Here is an 18,572-nt window from a genome sequence, read left to right as displayed (position 1 = left end):
CTCGCTCCGCCCCCATTGTAGATGTCTTGCAAAGACGACCCCGGGGGACCTCCAATGACCGTAACGCCCATGATGGCGCAGTATCTCGAGATCAAGGCAGCGCATGCAGACGCGCTGCTTTTTTACCGGATGGGCGATTTCTACGAGATGTTCTTTGAGGACGCGGTCAACGCAGCCGAAGCCCTGGACATCGCGCTGACCAAACGCGGCAAGCATAACGGCGAAGACATCCCGATGTGCGGCGTGCCGGTTCATGCCGCCGAGGGCTACCTGCTGACACTGATCCGCAAGGGTTTCCGCGTCGCCGTAGGTGAACAGATGGAAAGCCCGGCAGAGGCCAAGAAACGCGGTTCCAAATCCGTAGTGAAACGCGACGTGGTACGGCTGGTGACCCCCGGCACCCTGACCGAGGATTCCCTGCTGGAGGCGCGCCGCCACAACTTTCTGGTCTCCTACTCCGAACTGCGTGACGAGGCCGCCCTGGCCTGGGCCGACATCTCCACCGGCGCGTTTCACGTGATGCCGGTAGCCCGTGTCCGCCTGTCGCCAGAGCTGGCCCGGCTGGCGCCATCGGAACTGATTGTCGCCGACGGTCCCGCCTATGACGCCGCCCTGCCGCTGGCGGACGAATACAAGATTCCGCTGACCCCATTGGGCAAGGCCAGCTTTGACAGCACCGCAGCAGAGAAACGTATCTGCAGCCTGTTCAACGTCAGCGCCCTGGATGGCTTCGGCACCTTCACCCGCGCCGAGGTCTCGGCCATGGGTGCCCTGATCGACTATCTGGAGATCACCCAGAAAGGCAAGCTGCCGCTGTTGCAGCCGCCGCAGCAGGAGGCCCAGGACCGGGTGGTGCAGATCGACGCCGCCACCCGCCGCAATCTGGAACTGACCCGGTCGCTCTCCGGTGGCCGTGCCGGTTCGCTGCTGTCGGTGGTGGACCGCACCGTTACGCCCGGCGGCGCCCGCTTGCTGGAACAGCGCCTGTCCAGCCCCTCGCGCAATCTGGATGTGATCCACCAGCGCCTTGCAGCCTTGGACTTCACGGTTGACCAGGCGCAGACCGCCGAGGATCTGCGCGCCGCCTTGCGCAAAACACCTGACCTCGACCGCGCCCTTTCCCGCCTCGCCCTGGAGCGCGGCGGTCCGCGCGACTTGGCTGCAATCCGCAACGGGCTTTCTCAGGCAGAGGTGATTGCTGAACTCTGCGCCGGCCTGGATCTGCCCGACCTGATGACCCGCGCCATGTCCGATCTGCAAGGGTTTGATGACCTGCTCTCCCTGCTCGACGCGGCCCTCATCGCCGAGCCGCCCTTGCTGGCGCGTGACGGCGGTTTCATCGCCACCGGCTATGATCCGGAACTGGATGAAGCCCGCACCCTGCGCGACGAGGGCCGCTCGGTCATTGCCTCGATGCAGAAGCAATATGCCGAACACACCGGCGTCGGCTCGCTGAAAATCAAGCACAACAACGTGCTGGGCTATTTCATCGAAACCACCGCGACCCACGCGGACAAGATGATGTCGCCGCCGCTGAACGAGACCTACATCCACCGCCAGACCACCGCCAACCAGGTGCGTTTCACCACGGTGGAACTCAGCGAGATCGAGACCCGCATTCTTAACGCTGGAAACCTTGCTCTGGAGATCGAAAAACGGCTCTATGCAGGGCTTTCAGGCGCTATTTTGGACTGTGCAGCCCGGCTCAACACCGCCGCACGCGGACTAGCCGAGCTGGACCTGCTGACCGGGCTTGCCGATCTGGCCCGCGGCGAAAACTGGATCCGCCCCAAAGTCGACAACAGCCGGGGGTTCCACGTGGAAGGCGGCCGCCACCCAGTGGTGGAACAGGCCCTGCGCCAGCAAGGCGGCGAGGCCTTTGTCGCCAACAACTGTGACCTCACCGCCCAGGACGGCGCCGCGGTCTGGCTGCTGACCGGCCCCAACATGGCTGGTAAATCGACCTTCCTGCGCCAGAATGCGCTGATTGCCCTGCTCGCCCAGATGGGCAGCTATGTCCCGGCCGAAGCCGCCCATATCGGCCTCGTCAGCCAGTTGTTCAGCCGCGTCGGCGCCTCCGACGACCTGGCCCGCGGCCGCTCCACCTTCATGGTCGAGATGGTCGAAACCGCCGCCATCCTGAACCAGGCTGACGACCGCGCCCTGGTGATCCTGGATGAGATCGGCCGCGGCACCGCCACCTATGACGGGCTTTCGATCGCCTGGGCGACACTGGAGCACCTGCACGAGGTGAACCGCTCCCGCGCGCTGTTTGCCACCCACTACCATGAGCTGACCCAGCTCGCAGCCAAGCTGGAAGGCGTCGACAACGCCACCGTTGCCGTCAAGGAATGGGAAGGCGAGGTGATCTTCCTGCATGAAGTCCGCAAAGGCGCCGCCGACCGCTCCTATGGTGTGCAAGTAGCCCAGCTGGCCGGCCTGCCAGCTTCAGTAGTTGCCCGAGCGCGCGACGTCCTCGACATGCTGGAACAAGGCAGCCGCGAAGGCGGCAGCAAGATCCAGATCGACGACCTGCCCCTCTTCGCCGCCGCGCCGCCGCCGCAACCGAAAGCCCCATCCGGCCCCTCGCCGGCGGAGCAGCTGCTTGCAGACATCCACCCGGATGACCTGTCTCCCCGCGAAGCGCTGGAGATGCTCTACAAACTCAAAGACGCAGCCACTTAAAGAGAAAGGCGGGCCTCAACCGGACCCGCCTCTTCATCTTTCTAAAAATACTCCCGCCGGCGGCAGCGCCCGCAAGGGCGCACCACCTTATGCCGGCGTCGACGACACGCCAACCTGCGCCGCGCGCAGCAGCCGGTCGTGCAGCATGAAACCTTCCGCCGACACCTGGATGATGTCGCCCGCCTTGGTGCCCGGCACCGGCGCCTCGAACATCGCTTCATGCACTTTGGGGTCGAACTTGTCGCCAACCTCGGGCGAGACAATCCGGATGCCGTGCTTCTCAAACACGCCCAGCAGCGAGCGCATGGTCAGCTCCACGCCTTCGATCAGCGCCGCAGACACTTCCCGCTGCTCATCGGTCGCCGCTTCAATTGCGCGCTTCATGTTGTCATAGACCGGCAGCATGTCGCGGGCCAGTTTCGAACCGCCATAGTTCTCTGCTTCCCGGCGTGCCTTGTCGCCGCGCTTGCGGGCGTTTTCGGCATCCGCTAGCGCCCGCATGAAGCGGTCTTTCAGCTCATCCCGTTCCGCCCGGAGCGCATCGATTTCCAGTGAGGCATCATCAAATTCCTCGGTCTGCGCCGCCAGCTCTTCCGCCTCGGCGGCGGCGATGTCATCCAGAAAGTCTTCGTCCTTGAGCTCTGCCATGTTTCACCTCTAACTCCGGTCCGACAGCAATTTGCCGACCAGTTGTGCCGTATAGTCCACAATCGGCACGATCCGTCCGTAATTCAGGCGCGTCGGGCCAATCACCCCCACCGCACCAATGATCTTTCGATCCGCGTTCATATAGGGAGACACCACCAAAGAGGAACCCGAAAGTGAGAAAAGTTTGTTTTCCGAACCGATAAAAATGCGCACGCCGTCGCCGTCCTCGGTCAGTTCCAGGAATTCGGCAATGTCCCGCTTGCGCTCCAAGTCGTCAAACAGGGTGCGGATCCGCTCCAGCTCCTCCGCGGCGCCGGTTTCGGCCAGAAGATTCGCCCGGCCCCGCACAATCAGCCGGGCCTGCTCACTGCCGTCATCTTCCCAGACCGCCAAGCCGCTTTCAATCATGGCGTGTGCCAGGCTGTCGATCTCCTGCCGCCGCGCTGCGATCTCAGTCTGGATCTGACGCTGCACTTCACTCAGCGTCCGCCCTTCGATCAACGCATTGAGGAAATTCGCCGCCTCCCGCATGGAACTCGGCGTTTGCCCTGGCGGTGGTGTGAATAGACGGTTCTCCACATGGCCATCCGAAAACACCAGCACCACCAATGCCCGGTCATACGCCAGCGAGACAAATTCGATATGGCGGATCTCAGCCTCATGCTTGGGAGTAAGCACCAGGGACGCCCCTTGCGTAACGCCCGACAGCGCCGCCCCGACCCGGTCCAGCATGCCGCCCACATCTCCGGCGTTTTTTCCAAGGGTCGCGTCGATCTTCTCGCGGTCCTTCGCTTTCAGATCCTCGACTTCCAGCAGCCCGTCAACGAACATCCGCAGACCCAGCTGCGTCGGAACCCGGCCGGCGCTGACATGCGGGCTATCCAGCAGACCCAGATACTCCAAGTCCTGCATCACATTGCGGACTGTCGCCGCGCTGACCTTCTCGCTTAACGATCGCGTGAGAGTACGGCTGCCAACCGGCTCGCCGCTCTCAAGATAGCTTTCCACTACCGTCCGAAACACCTCCCGCGAGCGGTCGTTCAGATCCTGCAGAATGTTTTGCGGGTCACTCATCGGCCTTCCAGCATGTCTTGCGGTTTCAACATAAGAAGCCGCTGCCAAGATGTCATTAAAGAGCAGCAGGCCAAAAGGTCAATCGGGCTTGCATCGCCTTGGTTCCGGGGGCTATCCCCAAGCCAACAGCAAAAGGATATACCATGCGACCCTCCGGACGAGAATTGAATGAAATGCGCGCCGTCTCGATCGAGACCGGTTTCACCAAACACGCCGAGGGCTCCTGCCTGATCAAGATGGGCGACACCCATGTTCTGTGCACCGCCACCATCGAAGACCGTGTGCCGCCGTTCATCAAGGGCACCGGCCTGGGCTGGGTCACTGCCGAATACGGCATGCTGCCCCGTGCCACCAACACCCGCATGCGCCGCGAGGCTTCCTCGGGCAAACAGGGCGGCCGCACCGTTGAAATCCAGCGTCTGATTGGCCGCGCCCTGCGGGCCGGCGTCGACCGCGTTGCCCTGGGCGAGCGCCAGATCACCGTCGACTGCGACGTGCTGCAGGCTGACGGCGGCACCCGCTGCGCCTCGATCACCGGCGGCTGGGTGGCGCTGCGCCTGGCCGTGAACAAGCTGATGAAAGCCGGCGACGTGCAGATCGACCCGCTGCTGGATCCGGTTGCTGCCGTTTCCTGCGGTATCTATGCCGGCCAGCCGGTGCTGGATTTGGACTACCCGGAAGATTCCGAGGCCGGCGTCGATGGCAACTTCATCATGACCGGTTCCGGCAAGCTGATCGAAGTGCAGATGTCGGCCGAAGGCTCCGTCTTCTCCCGCGACCAGATGAACCAGCTGATGGACCTGGCTGCCCAAGGCACGTCTGAGCTGGCCGAAATGCAGAAGGCCGCCTGCAAATGACCCGCAAACTGGAAGGCGGCAAGCTGCTTGTCGCCACCCACAACAAGGGCAAGCTGCACGAGATCTCCGAGATCCTCGCCCCCTTCGGCGTCAGCGTTGTCGGCGCCGGCGAGATGGATCTGCCGGAACCGGAAGAGACCGAAGACACCTTCGTCGGCAATGCCCGGATCAAGGCCCATGCCGCCGCCAAGGCCACCGGCCTCCCTGCCCTCTCCGATGACTCCGGCATCACCATCGACGCGCTGAACGGCGCCCCCGGTGTCTACACCGCCGACTGGGCTGAAACCCCCAGCGGCCGCGACTTCAAGATGGCAATGACCCGCGCCAATGATGAGCTGAACGCTGCCGGTGCCGGCGCCCCCCGTACCGCCCAGTTCCGCTGCACCCTGGTCATTGCCTGGCCCGACGGCCACGACGAAGTCTTCGAAGGCGTGATGCCCGGGCAGCTGGTCTGGCCGATCCGCGGTGCGCACGGCTTTGGCTACGACCCGATGTTCCAGCCCGACGGCTACAGCATCACCTGCGCCGAAATGGATCCGGCGGAGAAAAACAAGATCAGCCATCGCGGCAAGGCGGTGGCCCAATTCGTCCAGGGCTGTTTCGGTGGATGACTGGCGCAATGGGGGCTTTGGCCTTTACGTGCATTGGCCCTTTTGCCAGGCCAAATGCCCCTATTGCGACTTCAACAGTCATGTCTCCGCAAAAATAGACCAGAACCTATGGGTTAGGGCCTATCTGGCCGAACTGGACAGACTCTCGGAACAGCTGTCAGGTCGCGTTCTGAACTCGATTTTCTTCGGCGGCGGCACCCCGTCCCTGATGCAGCCGGAAACCGTGTCTGCCGTTATCGAGAAGGCACGTGAAATCTGGCCCTTTGCCAATGACATAGAGATCTCTCTTGAAGCAAACCCGGGTTCCGTTGAGGCCACTCGCTTTGCCGGCTACCGCGACGCCGGCGTCAACAGGGTCTCCATGGGCATTCAGGCTCTGAACGACGAGGATCTGCGCCGGCTGGGCCGCATCCACAGCGTTTCCGAAGCCAAGGCCGCCTTTGACATCGCCCGCAACTGTTTCAACCGAGTGAGCTTTGACCTGATCTATGCCCGCCAAGGCCAGACCCTGGAGGCCTGGCAGGCCGAACTGCGCGAAGCGCTGTCGATGGCCATTGACCACCTTTCGCTCTACCAGCTCACTATCGAGGACGGCACCGCATTCGGTGACCGCTACGCCCGCGGTAAACTACGCAACCTGCCCACCGATGACACCGCTGCCGACATGTATCTGGCCACTCAGGAGATCTGCGCAGACTTCGGCATGGCCGGCTATGAGATTTCCAACCATGCCAAACCCGGCTCGGAATCCCGCCACAACCTGATCTATTGGCGTTATGGCGACTATGCCGGGATCGGCCCAGGCGCCCATGGCCGCCTCACCCTGAACGGCATTCGATACGCAACTGAAACCCACCTCGCTCCAGGGGCTTGGCTGCAAGCCGCCGGCAAGGGTAACGGTGAATCCCTACGCGAAGCTCTCACAGCCAAAGATGCTGCAGCCGAATACCTGATGATGGGGATGCGCCTTTTCGAAGGTCTGGATATGGTGCGCTATTCCCAGCTCGCCGGCCGGAATCTCCCTAAAAGCCGGCTTGATAACCTTGTACAGCTCGGCATGGTCACTATCTCGGAGCAAAGGCTACGCGCAACTGATCATGGCCGCGCGGTATTGAATGCGGTTCTCCGCGAACTGTTGATGGATTGAAGCAATGCGTGTTCTCTATGCCGGCCTTGGACTATTCTTTGTTGCCTTGGCCTTCATTGGCATTGTTCTCCCTCTCCTCCCAACTGTTCCTTTCCTGCTGCTCGCAGCCTTTTGTTTCGCCAATTCCTCAGACCGGCTGCACAACTGGATTCTGGCCCACAACATCTTTGGTCCCATGATCACCGACTGGCGCAACAGCGGTGCAATCCGGCCGGGCGCAAAAAAGGCGGCAACCATTTCGATTGCCGCCGTCTTTGGATTGTCACTGCTGCTTTCAGTCCCGGTCTATGTTCTTGGCACTCAAGCGCTGGTGCTGTCAGCCGTTCTAGTCTTTATCTGGACCCGGCCTAGCGGCTGAGCAGATTGCACAGCTCATCCAGCTGATCGAGGTCCTCATAGCTTATCGTGACAGAGCCGCTTTCGCCGCCAGGCTTATGATCAATCGACACTTTCATCTTCAGCATCGCTGACAAATCGCCTTCCAGAGCGCGCGTGTCTGCATCCTTTTCAACTGCCTTCTTCGGCTTTTTGGCTGTCGCCGTCTGAAGTCCGGCGGCATCCTTCTTCACCAGCGCTTCGGTCGCCCGGACGGACAACCCGCCCTTAACGATCTTCTTCGCAAGATCCGACGCATTGTCCGAGGTAATCAGAGCACGGGCGTGGCCGGCAGACAGTTTCCGCTCTTGCACCAAAATCTGAACATCGTCCGGCAAATGCAGCAGGCGGACCAGGTTCGCAATATGGCTGCGGCTCTTTCCGAGCGCCTCCGCCATTTTTTCCTGGGTATGCCCGAATTTCTCCATCAGTTGCTTATAACTCTGCGCCTCTTCCATCGCGTTCAGGTCGGAACGCTGAATGTTTTCGATGATGGCAACTTCCATCATCTCAAGGTCAGAGTAGTCCCGGATCAGAACCGGCACTTCATGCAACTGCGCTGCTTGCGAGGCCCGCCAGCGGCGTTCCCCGGCAACGATCTCATACTGGCCACTCGGGCGCGGCCGCACGATCAGCGGCTGCAGAACCCCCTTCTCCTTTATGGAGGCGGTCAGGTCATCCAGATCCTCCTGAAGAAACTGCCGGCGCGGCTGGTTCGGGTTGGCAACAATGTTCTCGATTGGCACCAGAATTTCCGCATTCCGCGGTGCTTCAGCCTGCGTGCTCACCGGCGCAGGGTTTACATCTGCCATCAACGCTGACAATCCCCGGCCCAGCCCGCGTGGTTTTGTTTTCTTATCTGACATGATTGCCTCCGGTGGGTGTACTTCATCTACGCCGCTATCTTGTGATGTTTATTGATGATTTCCTCTGCCAGAGCACGGTAGGCCTGCGCCCCCAGAGAGTTGGTGTCGTAATTCAGAACCGGCTGAGCGTAAGACGGCGCCTCACTGACCCGGACATTCCGCGGGATCTTGGTTTGGAACACCAGGTCACCCAGATTGTCACGGGCATCCTGTTCCACCTGCTGCGACAGGTTGTTGCGCCGGTCGAACATGGTCAGGACAATCCCCTCAATTCGCAGCCCCGGGTTCGCCGATTGCCGCACTTCGCGAATCGTCAGCATCAGCTGTGTTACCCCTTCCAGCGCAAAGAACTCACTTTGCAGCGGGACCAGAACGGAATGCGAAGCCACCATGGCGTTGACGGTCAGCAAGTTCAACGAAGGCGGGCAATCTATCAGAACATAATCCCAATCGTAGTCATCCATTGCAGTCTGACGCAGCGCGTCATGTAATAGAAAGCTACGCTTTTCATTGGTAAACAGCTCAATATCCGCCGAACTCAGATCTATGGTCGCGGGGATAATGCACAGATCCTCTATCTGCGTCTGCCGGATCACATCTTCCAGAGACGCATCCTCTACCAGAAGATCATAGGTCGTCAGATCCCGGTCTGAAGGCTCGATCCCCAACCCCGTCGACGCATTGCCCTGCGGATCAAGATCCACCACAAGCACGCGCAATCCGCACTCCACCAGGGCGGCGGCCAAATTGATGGCCGTTGTTGTCTTCCCTACCCCGCCTTTCTGATTTGCCACCGCGATAATACGAGGCCCCTCCGGCCGGGAATAATCAGACACGTGCCACTCCCCTTATTTTCAGGATTACTGCTTCGGGTTCTGTCAAACTTCTAACCGGTTCCGCGTCGAATCGCCATTGCCCCCGCGCGTTATCCACTTCTTTTTTCCAGCTTTCCCCCTTGGGGAAAACGGCGAGACCGGTGCCGTTCAAATGCCGTTCCGCGAACTCAAGCAACGACGACAGATCAGCCAGCGCGCGCGCGGAAAGGACATCTGCGTGCTGCGGTTCTGCTTGCTCAATCCGTTGGGTCAAAACCTTCACTGCAGCTCCGCATTCCCGGGCGGCCGTGCGCAAAAACGCCGACTTACGCTGATCGCTTTCAATCAACGTCACCTTCATTTCCGGCGCCTCATCCGCTGCCAGCAAGGCGATAATCAGCCCCGGGAATCCCCCGCCGCTGCCAATATCCACCCAATTTGCAATCGGATCAGCACAGCGGAACACTTGCACAGAATCCGCAATGTGCCGCGTCCAAAGCTGTTCCAAGCTTGATTTGGACACCAGATTGATCTTCGGGTTCCATTTCAGGATTACCTGCTCAAAGATCTCCAGCCGCTCCAATGTTTCACGTGAAACATTCAGAGTTTGCAGTACATGTTTATCAGTCATGCGGATTTATCCTGAGCCCCGCGGTCCCGGCGTAAACGGGCAAGCAGCAACGCCAGACCGGCAGGTGTCATCCCATCGATGCGGGCTGCTTTGGCCAGCGTTTCCGGCCTTGCCTGAGACAGCTTCTGCTGCAGCTCCTTCGACAGTCCTTCAATTCCATAGTAGGAAAAATCTGCCGGAATTGCATAGCCTTCATCGCGCTTCATCGCGGAGATCTCTCGCTCCTGCCGAGCAATGTAGTTGGCATAAAGCGCATCTCTCTCGACCTGTCGGCGGATATCCGGCTCTACCGCTGACAGCTCGGGCAACAAAGGCAAGATGTCTTCGAACGCCACATCCGGAAACGCCAGGACGTCTAGTCCTGACCGGCGGTTCCCATCCTGGTTGACCCGGATCCCAGCCTCCTGCACTTGTTTTGGTGTAAAGCTCTGGGCGTCCAGCACATTCCGCACAGAGCCCAGCTTCTCACTCTTCTCTAGAAACGCCCTCTGCCGCTCTGCACCGACGCAGCCTAGTTCGATTGCCATTGGGGTCAGTCTCTGGTCCGCATTGTCAGCCCGCAGTGACAGGCGGAATTCAGCACGGGATGTGAACATGCGGTAGGGTTCAGTAACCCCATTGGTCGTGAGATCATCAATCATCACCCCAATGTAGCTGTTGGAACGACCAAAGATCACCGGCGCCTCCCCCTGGCACCGGCGCGCGGCGTTCAGCCCTGCGACAAGCCCCTGCGCCGCGGCTTCTTCATAACCTGTGGTTCCGTTGATCTGGCCGGCCAGGTAGAGACCAGGAACATCCTTCAGCGATAGCTCCAGGGTCAGCGCCCGTGGGTCGACATAATCGTATTCGATGGCGTAGCCCGGCTGCAAAATTCGCGCCTGCTCCAATCCGTGTATTGAATGAACATAATCCTCTTGCACGTCGGTCGGCAGACTTGTGGAAATACCATTGGGATAGACAGTGTGGTCAGAGACACCTTCCGGCTCCAGGAAGATCTGATGCGACTCCTTATCGGCAAAGCGTACGATCTTGTCTTCAATGGATGGGCAGTACCGTGGTCCGACCCCTTCGATATGCCCACCGTACATGGCGGAACGCTCCAGATTTTTCCGGATAATCTCGTGCGTTTTTCCATTGGTGTGGGTAATACCGCAGGAAACTTGCTTGGCGCTGAGCGACTTGGTCAGGAAGGAAAAGAAGACAGGGTCGTCATCCCCCGGCTGCGCAGCAAGTCTGTCCCAGTCGATTGTCCGCCCGTCCAGGCGCGGCGGCGTGCCAGTCTTCAGGCGGCCAAGCGGCAATTCAAAACTGTCGAGGCGCTCCGCCAGTTTGACTGAGGGTTTATCGCCCATGCGCCCACCGGGTTTCGAGACGTCGCCAATATGGATTACACCGCGGAGGAAGGTGCCGGAGGTCAAAATGACCGTCTTGCTTGGAACTTCGCTTCCATCTGCCAGGACAACACCTCTGACCGCTTCTCCGGACATGAGGAAATCGATCACCTCGCCCTCGATAATTTCCAGGTTAGGCTGTGTTTCGGTCAGCTTCAGCATTTCCGTCCGGTAGATTTTCCGGTCGGACTGCGCGCGAGGTCCCTGCACTGCCGGGCCTTTGCGGCGGTTCAGTAGTCTGAATTGAATACCAGCCACGTCGGCCACCCGGCCCATCACACCGTCCATGGCGTCGATTTCCCGGACCAAATGACCTTTGCCCAAGCCGCCAATCGCAGGGTTGCAGGACATCACGCCAATTCCCGCCCGGTCCAGAGTGACCAGAGCCGTTCTAACTCCCATGCGGGCCGCTGCATGCGCCGCTTCAGTGCCGGCGTGACCGCCGCCAACAACAATCACATCGTAAGCTGAATGTTTCACGTGAAACACTCCTTCACTTTCCTAGGCAGAAACTCGAGAAGATCTCGTCCAGGAGATTTTCAACGCCGATGCGCCCCACCAGCATTTCCAACGCCCGGATGGCAGACCGCATTTCCTCGGCGGCTATATCATAATACTCAGCCCCGCGCTGCAAAATATCCTGTGCTTCCTTCAGGCTTGCTAGCGCGTCGACCATCGCATCCCGATGACGTGCCCGCGTGGCAATGCCGGCCTGGGCCGACCTGTTTTTTAAAACGCTGGATATATGGTCAATCAGGTGGTCAATCCCCTGCCCAGAACGGCCTGAAACCGCATTTCCGGCATCATCCCTCAGATCAGCCTTCGGACGCAGGCGGATGTCGCCGACCCGCATTTCAACATCCAGGATTTCATCATCTTCCGCTAGGAACACCCGAAGATCGGCATCTTCCGCCCGCCTGCGCGCCAGCGCTATTCCGATCCCCTCGACATGGTCGTCTGTATCCCGCAAGCCGGCCGTATCCAGCAGGGTGACAGGCAGGCCGGCGAGATCCATGCGCACTTCGATGATATCGCGGGTGGTGCCGGCAAATTCTGAGGTGATAGCAGCTTCGCGGCCGGCCAAGGCATTCAGCAGTGTAGACTTCCCAACATTGGGCGCACCGATGATGGCCACTTCAAAACCGCTGCGGATCCGTTCGGCTATTTTAACGCCGGCAGTCTCTTTCTCCAGGCCGGCCTGGACATCCGACAGAAGGTCAGAAACCTCGGGCGTGACGTCAACCGGTACATCCTCGTCGGCAAAATCGATGGTAACCTCGATCAAGGATGCCGCCCGGATCAGGTTCACTCGCCATTTTTCCGCCAAGTCACCCAGCCCGCCGGCGAGGATGATTTGCGCCTGCTTGCGCTGTGCCTCGGTTTCCGCATCGATCAGATCCGCAAGACCTTCAACTTGAGCCAGGTCCAGGTTACCATTTTCCAGCGCCCGGCGAGTGAATTCACCGGGTTCAGCCATTCTCAAACCACTGATTTGCCCCAGCGAATCAAGCACGGCAGATACCACGGCTGTACTTCCATGTGTTTGAAATTCAACAGTATTTTCACCTGTAAAGCTGTTCGGTGCGGTAAAGGTCAAAACCAGCGCTTCATCCAGGCGTTCCCCTGATTCGTCCCGCAATTCCCGCAGGCTGGCCCGCCGCGCCGGCAGGCAGCCGCCGCAAAGCTGCGCGCCGGCTTCAAGCGCCAAAGTGCCGGAGACGCGGATCACCGCAACCCCGGCCTTTCCTTGGGCGGAGGCCAGCGCAAAGATCGTGTCCATGGGGTGGCCCTTCTCTCTCGCCGGCCCGGGTCAGGTGTTCATCGAGTCGAAGAACTCGGAGTTCGACTTGGTCTGCTTCAGCTTGGACAGCAGGAATTCGATCGCGTCGGTGGTGCCCATCGGGTTCAGGATCCGGCGCAGCACAAAGGTCTTGGCCAGATCGACCTTGTCAACCAGCAGATCCTCCTTCCGGGTGCCGGATTTGAGAATGTCGATGGCCGGGAACACGCGTTTGTCTGCGATTTTGCGGTCCAGAACGATTTCCGAGTTACCGGTGCCTTTGAATTCTTCAAAGATCACCTCGTCCATGCGCGAGCCGGTGTCGATCAGCGCGGTGGCGATGATGGTAAGAGAGCCGCCTTCTTCGATGTTCCGCGCCGCACCAAAGAAACGTTTCGGGCGCTGCAGCGCGTTTGCATCCACACCACCGGTCAAAACCTTACCCGAGGATGGCACCACGGTGTTAAAGGCCCTACCGAGTCTTGTTATCGAATCAAGAAGGATCACAACATCTCGTTTATGTTCCACCAAACGCTTGGCTTTTTCGATGACCATTTCCGAGACTGCAACGTGCCGGGTCGCCGGCTCGTCAAAGGTGGAGGAGACAACCTCGCCCTTCACCGAGCGCTGCATGTCGGTCACCTCTTCCGGGCGTTCGTCGATCAGCAGAACAATCAGATAACACTCCGGATGGTTCTTTTCGATCGAATGCGCGATGTTCTGCAGGATCACCGTCTTACCGGTCCGCGGCGGCGCCACGATCAGCGACCGCTGGCCTTTGCCGATCGGAGCAACCAGGTCGATCACCCGGGCGGAGCGGTCCTTGATGGTCGGATCTTCGATCTCCATCTTCAGGCGCTCATCCGGGTAGAGCGGCGTCAGGTTGTCAAAGGCGATCTTGTGACGGGCCTTCTCCGGCTCTTCAAAGTTGATTTTGGTGACATTGGTCAGCGCGAAATAGCGTTCGTTGTCCAGCGGCGCCTTGATCAGGCCCTCAACCGTATCGCCAGTACGCAACGACCATTGGCGGATCATGTCGGGGGAGACATAGATGTCATCCGGACCTGGCAGATAGTTTGCCTCGGGCGAGCGCAGGAAGCCAAAACCGTCCTGCAACACTTCCAACACCCCGTCGCCGCCGATTTCCCAGCCCTCATCCGCGCGTTCACGCAGGATCTGGAACATCATCTCGCCCTTGCGCATGGTCGAGGCGTTTTCGATCTCCAGCTCCTCAGCCATCGCCAGCAGCGCTTTGGGGCTTTTTGCCTTGAGATCGGACAGATTCAGGGATTGCACGGTCATATATATACGGCCTCTACTCCCCCGTTTGCCCAGGGGGTCGGTCTGACGACAGGATTGGAAAACACGAAATGCCCGGACGGGCCCGTTGAGAGCCATACATAGGGACTCGTTTCGGATAAGTCAAACGCCGGCTGCAACCATTCCGGCGCTGCGGGGCCCGTTTCTGCGTCTCTGCGTCAGAATTTGAAGATGACCGAAACCACAATCACCAGCATCAGCACCGTGGGCACCTCGTTCATCATCCGGAACTGCCGGCCCGTGAGGGTATTCCTGCCTTCTTTGAAGTCACGGTAGCGGAACAGCAGCCAATGGTGGAACCAGGTCATCGCTATCACCGACGCGCCCTTGGTCCAGGGCCAGATGTAGCTCCAGTCTACGATTCCGGGCGTCAAAACGATGAACAGACCGGCAGCCCAGGAGACATACATGGCCGGACGCATGATGACCCTCAGGAGCTTCTCTTCCATTGTCAGGAAGATCGGCACTGCATCCTGCACATTCTCTGCCTGCTCCACGTGATACACAAACAGACGGGGGAGATAGAAGAGGCCTGCCATCCAGCTGAGCACAGCCATGATGTGCAGCGACTTGGCGTATGGGTAGAGCGTGAACATTGCATCGCTCAGGTCCATGGGCTGTTCTCCCCGGTCTGATCTGACCACCCTAATAATTAAATGAATATTAGAAGGATGATGTTTTAGTAGTGTGCGTGGATTCCAGTGGATAAGTAAATCCTCCTCCGCTTATCCCCAGCAGGGATAAGATTCCAGCTTGGATGGGACAGGAGTTGTGGAAATTTCCTTAACGCCTTAGAAATAAGGTGCGTTAAGGATGTGTTTACCTTTTCTTGCTTGGGGATAACGACGGGATGGTCCGGGGAGAGCCGGTATATCCACGGATTCCAAGTTATCCTCGCTCACAAAGGACGACTCAGCCGGCTGAATCCTGAGATTTGCGTCAACCCCTGGAGTTTTTACTTGAGCGTGGAAAACCATACAAAACGTCCTGAAACGATCTGCGTCTTTCCCACGGGGTTTTCCACATGACTGCCCACATAGTGCTGGCTTCCGGTTCCGAAATCCGGGCGCATCTGTTGCGCCAGGCAGGCATAGAATTTACCACTGACGTCCCGCGGCTGGATGAAGACGCGATCAAGGCCGCGCTTCTGGCTGAACAGGCGCCGCCGCGGGATATTGCCGATGCGCTGGCTGAGGCCAAGGCGCGTAAGATCAGCGGTAAACACCCCGGAAAACTGGTGCTGGGTTGTGATCAAGTGCTTGATTTTGAAGGAACCCTTCTCTCCAAACCCATCAGTGAAGAGGTGGCGCTGAAGCAGCTCAAGGAGATGTGCGGCAAGCGGCACATGCTGCTGTCGGCGGCAGTGATCTACCGCGACGGAGAACCTGTCTGGCGCCATGTAGGACAGGTCCGGCTGGTAATGCGGAAATGCTCCGATGCCTATCTTCAGGACTATGTCTCCCGCAACTGGGACAGCATCCGCCACGCGGTGGGCGCCTATAAGCTGGAGGAGGAAGGCGTGCGGCTGTTCGCCTCCATTGACGGAAGCTACTTTAATGTCTTGGGATTGCCGCTGATGGAGCTTATCAGTTACTTAGGCCTGCAAGGGGTAATCGAGCAATGACAGAAGCAAAAATCCCGCTCGCCGGCGTTATAGGCTGTCCGGTTGCACATTCCAAATCCCCGCAGCTGCACCGCCACTGGCTGAACACGCACGGCATCGCCGGCCATTACGTGCCGATGCATGTGAAGCCTAAGGATCTGGCCGACACCATCCGGATGATGCCGAAGATGGGGTTTGTCGGCGCCAATGTGACCATCCCGCATAAGGAAGCGGTGATGGAGATCGCTGATAAGGTCACCGACCGGGCCAAGCTGATCGGCGCCGCCAATACGCTGATCTTCCGCAAAGATGGCACCATCCTGGCCGACAATACCGATGGCTATGGTTTTATCACCAACCTGCACCAGGGCGCGCCGCTGTGGGAGCCGCAATCCGGCCCGGCCGTAGTGCTGGGCGCCGGCGGCGCCTGCCGCGCGGTAGTGGCCTCGCTGCTTGAGGCCGGCGTGCCCGAGATCCTGCTGACCAACCGCACCCGTGACCGTGCCGAACAGCTGCAAAACGATTTCGGCAGCCGGGTGAAAGTGTCTGATTGGGTCCAGGCCGGAAATATCATTGAAGAAGGCGCGTTGATCGTGAACACCACCTCGCTGGGCATGGTGGGCAAGCCGCGCTTGCGGGTGCCGCTGGACGGGCTGCAGCGCAACGCCGTGGTGACCGACCTGATCTATGCGCCGCTGAAAACCGAGTTGCTGCAGGCCGCCGAGGATGCCGGCTGTACTGTGGTCGACGGGCTTGGCATGCTTCTGCACCAGGCGGTACCGGGGTTCGAGCGCTGGTTCGGCCACCGCCCCGACGTGGATGCAGCCACCCGCGCGGCGGCGCTCAGATGAGTTTCAGCCTCGGCCTCACCGGCTCGATCGGTATGGGCAAAAGCACCACCGCCAAGCTGTTCGCGGCCCATGGCTGCGCAGTTTGGGATGCGGATGCGGCGGTTCACCGGCTTTACAGCCGGGGCGGTGCAGCCGTTGAGCCCATGGGAGCAGCCTTTCCGGAAGCAATCGAAAATGGCGAAGTCAGCCGCACTGCCTTGAAGCAGATCATCGGCCGGACCCCGTATGCACTAAAGCAGATCGAAACCATCGTTCATCCGCTGGTCACGCAGGACCGGGCCGCCTTCCGGGCGCAGGCAAAAAGCGATGTCCTGGTCTTCGACATCCCGCTGCTGTTTGAAACCGGCGGCAATGCCGAAATGGATGCGGTGGCCTGTGTGAGTGTCGATGCGGAAACCCAGCAGCAGCGGGTTCTTGCCCGCGGCACGATGACGGTTGAGCAGTTCCGGCATATTCTGCAAAAACAGATACCGATTGAGGACAAGATCGCCCGTGCCGACTATGTGATCGAAACGGACACGCTGGAGCACGCCGAGGCGCAGGTGGCAGAGATCCTCGCAGACATCAGGAGCAAACTAAGCCATGCGTGAAATCGTTCTTGATACCGAGACCACCGGCTTTGACCCATTCTCCGGCGACCGGATTGTCGAGATCGGTGCGGTGGAGCTCTATAACCACATGCCCACCGGCAAGACGTTCCACGAATACATGAACCCGGAACGCTCCATGCCGGCAGAGGCATTTTCGGTGCATGGCATCGGCCCCGACCTGCTGGAGCCGCCGCAGAAACCGGAACCTGGCGCGGTGACGCTGCGGGACAAGCCGGTGTTTGCCAAGATCGGCCAGAAGTTCCTCGATTTCGTCCAGGACTCCAAGCTAGTCATCCACAACGCCAGCTTCGACATGAAGTTCCTGAACTATGAACTGGACCGGATGGGATTGCCCAAACTGCCGATGGATCAGGCGCTGGATACGCTGGCGATGGCCCGCAAACGGTTCCCGGGCTCGCCGGCGACGCTGGATGCGCTGTGCCGCCGCTTCAACATTGACAACTCGAACCGGACCCTGCACGGCGCGCTGCTCGACTCCGAGATCCTGGCCGATGTCTATCTGGAACTGATCGGCGGCCGTCAGCCGGACTTCGGCCTGTCCGCACAAGCCTCCCCCGGCTCGGTCCAGGTCGAAGACGACTGGCGCCCCGCCCCGCGGCAAACGCCCCTGCCCGCGCGGATCACCGCCGAGGAGCAGGCCGCCCATGACGCCTTTGTCGCCAAGATGGGCGATGATGCCCTGTGGAAGGCCTCCTGAACGCAGCCAGCCCGTGCCAAAGAAAAACGCCGCTGAATGTCAGCGGCGTTTCCTGTTTCCAAGGTCTGAACCCTTACTGGGTCGGGGCAGCCGCGGCAGCCTCTTGCTGGCGGCGGGCCAGCTCGTTGCGGTAGATCGCCACGAAATCGATGTTGTCCAGGTTCAGCGGCGGGAAGCCGCCGTCGCGGGTCACGTCGGACACGATGCGGCGCAGGAACGGGAAGGTCATGCGCGGGCATTCGATCAGCAGGAACGGGTGCAGCTGATCTTCCGGCACGCCGGCGATGTTGAACACGCCGACATATTCCAGCTCCAGCACAAACAGGACTTCGCCGCCTTCTTTGTTCTTGGATTCGACGGTCAGCTTGGTGACAACCTCATACTGGTTCTCAACCGAACGCTTCTTGGCATCCAGGTTCACCTGCACGCTGACGTCGGGCTGGACCTCGCCGCCGGAGCCTTTCTGCGCCATCACGTTTTCAAACGACATGTCGCGGATGAACTGGCCCAGAATGTTCATCTGAACCTGCTGCTGCTGGGCTTCGCCGTTTTCGGCCATCGGGATACTCCTGAAAAAATGCTTTGGACCGTGCTTAACAGCTTGGTCCGG

The 18,572-nt window shown here is 59.8% G+C and carries 19 protein-coding genes; 9 read left to right on the top strand and 10 right to left on the bottom strand.

Annotated elements, in window-relative coordinates; translation table 11 throughout:
- Positions 1–54: 54 nt before the first annotated feature.
- The gene (gene mutS / locus ACXAEH_RS14780) at positions 55–2,685 is read left to right on the top strand and encodes a DNA mismatch repair protein MutS (protein ID WP_475033833.1); all 2,631 of its coding nucleotides are present in this window, start codon (positions 55–57) and stop codon (positions 2,683–2,685) included.
- An 87-nt stretch (positions 2,686–2,772) separates the two neighbouring features.
- Here mutS and ACXAEH_RS14775 read toward each other — a convergent pair whose 3' ends face one another.
- Both ACXAEH_RS14775 and hrcA read right to left on the bottom strand, forming a co-directional pair.
- Positions 2,773–3,333 (bottom strand): nucleotide exchange factor GrpE, encoded by a 561-nt coding sequence (locus tag ACXAEH_RS14775; protein WP_039126498.1) that lies wholly within the window; start codon positions 3,331–3,333, stop codon positions 2,773–2,775.
- Positions 3,334–3,342: 9 nt separating this feature from the next.
- The gene (gene hrcA / locus ACXAEH_RS14770) at positions 3,343–4,407 is read right to left on the bottom strand and encodes a heat-inducible transcriptional repressor HrcA (RefSeq protein ID WP_475033832.1); all 1,065 of its coding nucleotides are present in this window, start codon (positions 4,405–4,407) and stop codon (positions 3,343–3,345) included.
- Between the two features lie 143 nt (positions 4,408–4,550).
- On the opposite strand from hrcA, the gene rph reads away from it, so the two are divergent.
- From rph to ACXAEH_RS14750, 4 genes are read left to right on the top strand one after another with little or no spacing between them, the layout of a single operon-like run.
- Complete coding sequence (gene rph / locus ACXAEH_RS14765) at positions 4,551–5,264, top strand: ribonuclease PH (RefSeq protein ID WP_039126493.1); 714 nt, start codon at positions 4,551–4,553, stop codon at positions 5,262–5,264.
- Positions 5,261–5,875, top strand: coding sequence for an RdgB/HAM1 family non-canonical purine NTP pyrophosphatase (gene rdgB / locus ACXAEH_RS14760; protein ID WP_475033831.1), 615 nt, complete (start codon positions 5,261–5,263; stop codon positions 5,873–5,875). The genes rph and rdgB overlap by 4 nt, the downstream gene beginning before the upstream one ends.
- Positions 5,868–7,022 carry a radical SAM family heme chaperone HemW gene (gene hemW / locus ACXAEH_RS14755; RefSeq protein WP_475033829.1) on the top strand — a complete coding sequence of 385 codons (1,155 nt, stop codon included), beginning with the start codon at positions 5,868–5,870 and terminating at the stop codon, positions 7,020–7,022. The genes rdgB and hemW overlap by 8 nt, the downstream gene beginning before the upstream one ends.
- Positions 7,023–7,026: 4 nt before the next feature.
- Positions 7,027–7,380 (top strand): YbaN family protein, encoded by a 354-nt coding sequence (locus tag ACXAEH_RS14750; protein ID WP_475033828.1) that lies wholly within the window; start codon positions 7,027–7,029, stop codon positions 7,378–7,380.
- On the opposite strand, the gene ACXAEH_RS14745 is transcribed toward ACXAEH_RS14750, so the two are convergent.
- From ACXAEH_RS14745 to ACXAEH_RS14715, 7 genes are all read right to left on the bottom strand, one after another.
- A complete protein-coding gene (locus ACXAEH_RS14745; protein ID WP_475033827.1) occupies positions 7,370–8,263 on the bottom strand; it encodes a ParB/RepB/Spo0J family partition protein in 894 nt (297 codons plus the stop codon). The two genes, ACXAEH_RS14750 and ACXAEH_RS14745, sit on opposite strands and share 11 nt — an antisense overlap.
- A gap of 26 nt (positions 8,264–8,289) precedes the next feature.
- Positions 8,290–9,099 (bottom strand): ParA family protein, encoded by an 810-nt coding sequence (locus ACXAEH_RS14740; RefSeq protein ID WP_475033825.1) that lies wholly within the window; start codon positions 9,097–9,099, stop codon positions 8,290–8,292.
- Positions 9,092–9,709, bottom strand: coding sequence for a 16S rRNA (guanine(527)-N(7))-methyltransferase RsmG (rsmG, locus tag ACXAEH_RS14735; protein ID WP_475033824.1), 618 nt, complete (start codon positions 9,707–9,709; stop codon positions 9,092–9,094). The genes ACXAEH_RS14740 and rsmG overlap by 8 nt, the downstream gene beginning before the upstream one ends.
- The gene (gene mnmG / locus ACXAEH_RS14730; protein WP_475033822.1) at positions 9,706–11,580 is read right to left on the bottom strand and encodes a tRNA uridine-5-carboxymethylaminomethyl(34) synthesis enzyme MnmG; all 1,875 of its coding nucleotides are present in this window, start codon (positions 11,578–11,580) and stop codon (positions 9,706–9,708) included. Before mnmG ends, rsmG begins: the two co-directional genes overlap by 4 nt.
- 13 nt (positions 11,581–11,593) lie before the next feature.
- Positions 11,594–12,880, bottom strand: coding sequence for a tRNA uridine-5-carboxymethylaminomethyl(34) synthesis GTPase MnmE (gene mnmE / locus ACXAEH_RS14725; protein WP_475033821.1), 1,287 nt, complete (start codon positions 12,878–12,880; stop codon positions 11,594–11,596).
- 30 nt (positions 12,881–12,910) lie between these two features.
- A complete protein-coding gene (gene rho / locus ACXAEH_RS14720) occupies positions 12,911–14,182 on the bottom strand; it encodes a transcription termination factor Rho (protein ID WP_475033820.1) in 1,272 nt (423 codons plus the stop codon).
- 176 nt (positions 14,183–14,358) lie between these two features.
- Positions 14,359–14,814 (bottom strand): CopD family protein, encoded by a 456-nt coding sequence (locus ACXAEH_RS14715; RefSeq protein ID WP_475033819.1) that lies wholly within the window; start codon positions 14,812–14,814, stop codon positions 14,359–14,361.
- 410 nt (positions 14,815–15,224) lie between these two features.
- On the opposite strand from ACXAEH_RS14715, the gene ACXAEH_RS14710 reads away from it, so the two are divergent.
- Genes ACXAEH_RS14710 through dnaQ form a run of 4 tightly spaced genes read left to right on the top strand, consistent with a single transcriptional unit; the run spans position 15,225 to position 17,962 of the window.
- A complete protein-coding gene (locus ACXAEH_RS14710; protein ID WP_475033817.1) occupies positions 15,225–15,824 on the top strand; it encodes a Maf family protein in 600 nt (199 codons plus the stop codon).
- Positions 15,821–16,654, top strand: a complete 834-nt coding sequence (locus ACXAEH_RS14705; RefSeq protein WP_475033816.1) for a shikimate dehydrogenase — start codon at positions 15,821–15,823, stop codon at positions 16,652–16,654. Before ACXAEH_RS14710 ends, ACXAEH_RS14705 begins: the two co-directional genes overlap by 4 nt.
- On the top strand, positions 16,651–17,244 hold the full coding sequence (gene coaE / locus ACXAEH_RS14700; protein WP_475033815.1) for a dephospho-CoA kinase: 594 nt from the start codon (positions 16,651–16,653) through the stop codon (positions 17,242–17,244). Before ACXAEH_RS14705 ends, coaE begins: the two co-directional genes overlap by 4 nt.
- Complete coding sequence (gene dnaQ / locus ACXAEH_RS14695; RefSeq protein ID WP_475033813.1) at positions 17,237–17,962, top strand: DNA polymerase III subunit epsilon; 726 nt, start codon at positions 17,237–17,239, stop codon at positions 17,960–17,962. The genes coaE and dnaQ overlap by 8 nt, the downstream gene beginning before the upstream one ends.
- Before the next feature lie 73 nt (positions 17,963–18,035).
- Here dnaQ and secB read toward each other — a convergent pair whose 3' ends face one another.
- Entirely contained in the window at positions 18,036–18,521 is a 486-nt protein-coding gene (secB, locus tag ACXAEH_RS14690; RefSeq protein ID WP_475033812.1) for a protein-export chaperone SecB, read from the bottom strand.
- Between the last annotated feature and the right edge of the window lie 51 nt (positions 18,522–18,572).

Source organism: Leisingera sp. ABM4_060 (assembly GCF_056158765.1).
The sequence above is the reverse complement of the archived record's forward strand: the minus strand, read 5'-3'. Positions and strand labels throughout refer to the sequence as shown.

What these genes read in the sequence shown, in the direction of transcription:
- rdgB (WP_475033831.1), top strand. Translation starts at nt 5,261, where the DNA reads ATGACCCGCAAACTGGAAGGCGGCAAGCTGCTTGTCGCCACCCACAAC.
- hrcA (WP_475033832.1), bottom strand. Translation starts at nt 4,407, where the DNA reads ATGAGTGACCCGCAAAACATTCTGCAGGATCTGAACGACCGCTCGCGG.
- mutS (WP_475033833.1), top strand. Translation starts at nt 55, where the DNA reads ATGACCGTAACGCCCATGATGGCGCAGTATCTCGAGATCAAGGCAGCG.
- rho (WP_475033820.1), bottom strand. Translation starts at nt 14,182, where the DNA reads ATGACCGTGCAATCCCTGAATCTGTCCGATCTCAAGGCAAAAAGCCCC.
- rsmG (WP_475033824.1), bottom strand. Translation starts at nt 9,709, where the DNA reads ATGACTGATAAACATGTACTGCAAACTCTGAATGTTTCACGTGAAACA.
- rph (WP_039126493.1), top strand. Translation starts at nt 4,551, where the DNA reads ATGCGACCCTCCGGACGAGAATTGAATGAAATGCGCGCCGTCTCGATC.
- secB (WP_475033812.1), bottom strand. Translation starts at nt 18,521, where the DNA reads ATGGCCGAAAACGGCGAAGCCCAGCAGCAGCAGGTTCAGATGAACATT.
- ACXAEH_RS14745 (WP_475033827.1), bottom strand. Translation starts at nt 8,263, where the DNA reads ATGTCAGATAAGAAAACAAAACCACGCGGGCTGGGCCGGGGATTGTCA.
- ACXAEH_RS14775 (WP_039126498.1), bottom strand. Translation starts at nt 3,333, where the DNA reads ATGGCAGAGCTCAAGGACGAAGACTTTCTGGATGACATCGCCGCCGCC.
- coaE (WP_475033815.1), top strand. Translation starts at nt 16,651, where the DNA reads ATGAGTTTCAGCCTCGGCCTCACCGGCTCGATCGGTATGGGCAAAAGC.
- ACXAEH_RS14750 (WP_475033828.1), top strand. Translation starts at nt 7,027, where the DNA reads ATGCGTGTTCTCTATGCCGGCCTTGGACTATTCTTTGTTGCCTTGGCC.
- mnmE (WP_475033821.1), bottom strand. Translation starts at nt 12,880, where the DNA reads ATGGACACGATCTTTGCGCTGGCCTCCGCCCAAGGAAAGGCCGGGGTT.
- ACXAEH_RS14705 (WP_475033816.1), top strand. Translation starts at nt 15,821, where the DNA reads ATGACAGAAGCAAAAATCCCGCTCGCCGGCGTTATAGGCTGTCCGGTT.
- ACXAEH_RS14715 (WP_475033819.1), bottom strand. Translation starts at nt 14,814, where the DNA reads ATGGACCTGAGCGATGCAATGTTCACGCTCTACCCATACGCCAAGTCG.
- dnaQ (WP_475033813.1), top strand. Translation starts at nt 17,237, where the DNA reads ATGCGTGAAATCGTTCTTGATACCGAGACCACCGGCTTTGACCCATTC.
- ACXAEH_RS14710 (WP_475033817.1), top strand. Translation starts at nt 15,225, where the DNA reads ATGACTGCCCACATAGTGCTGGCTTCCGGTTCCGAAATCCGGGCGCAT.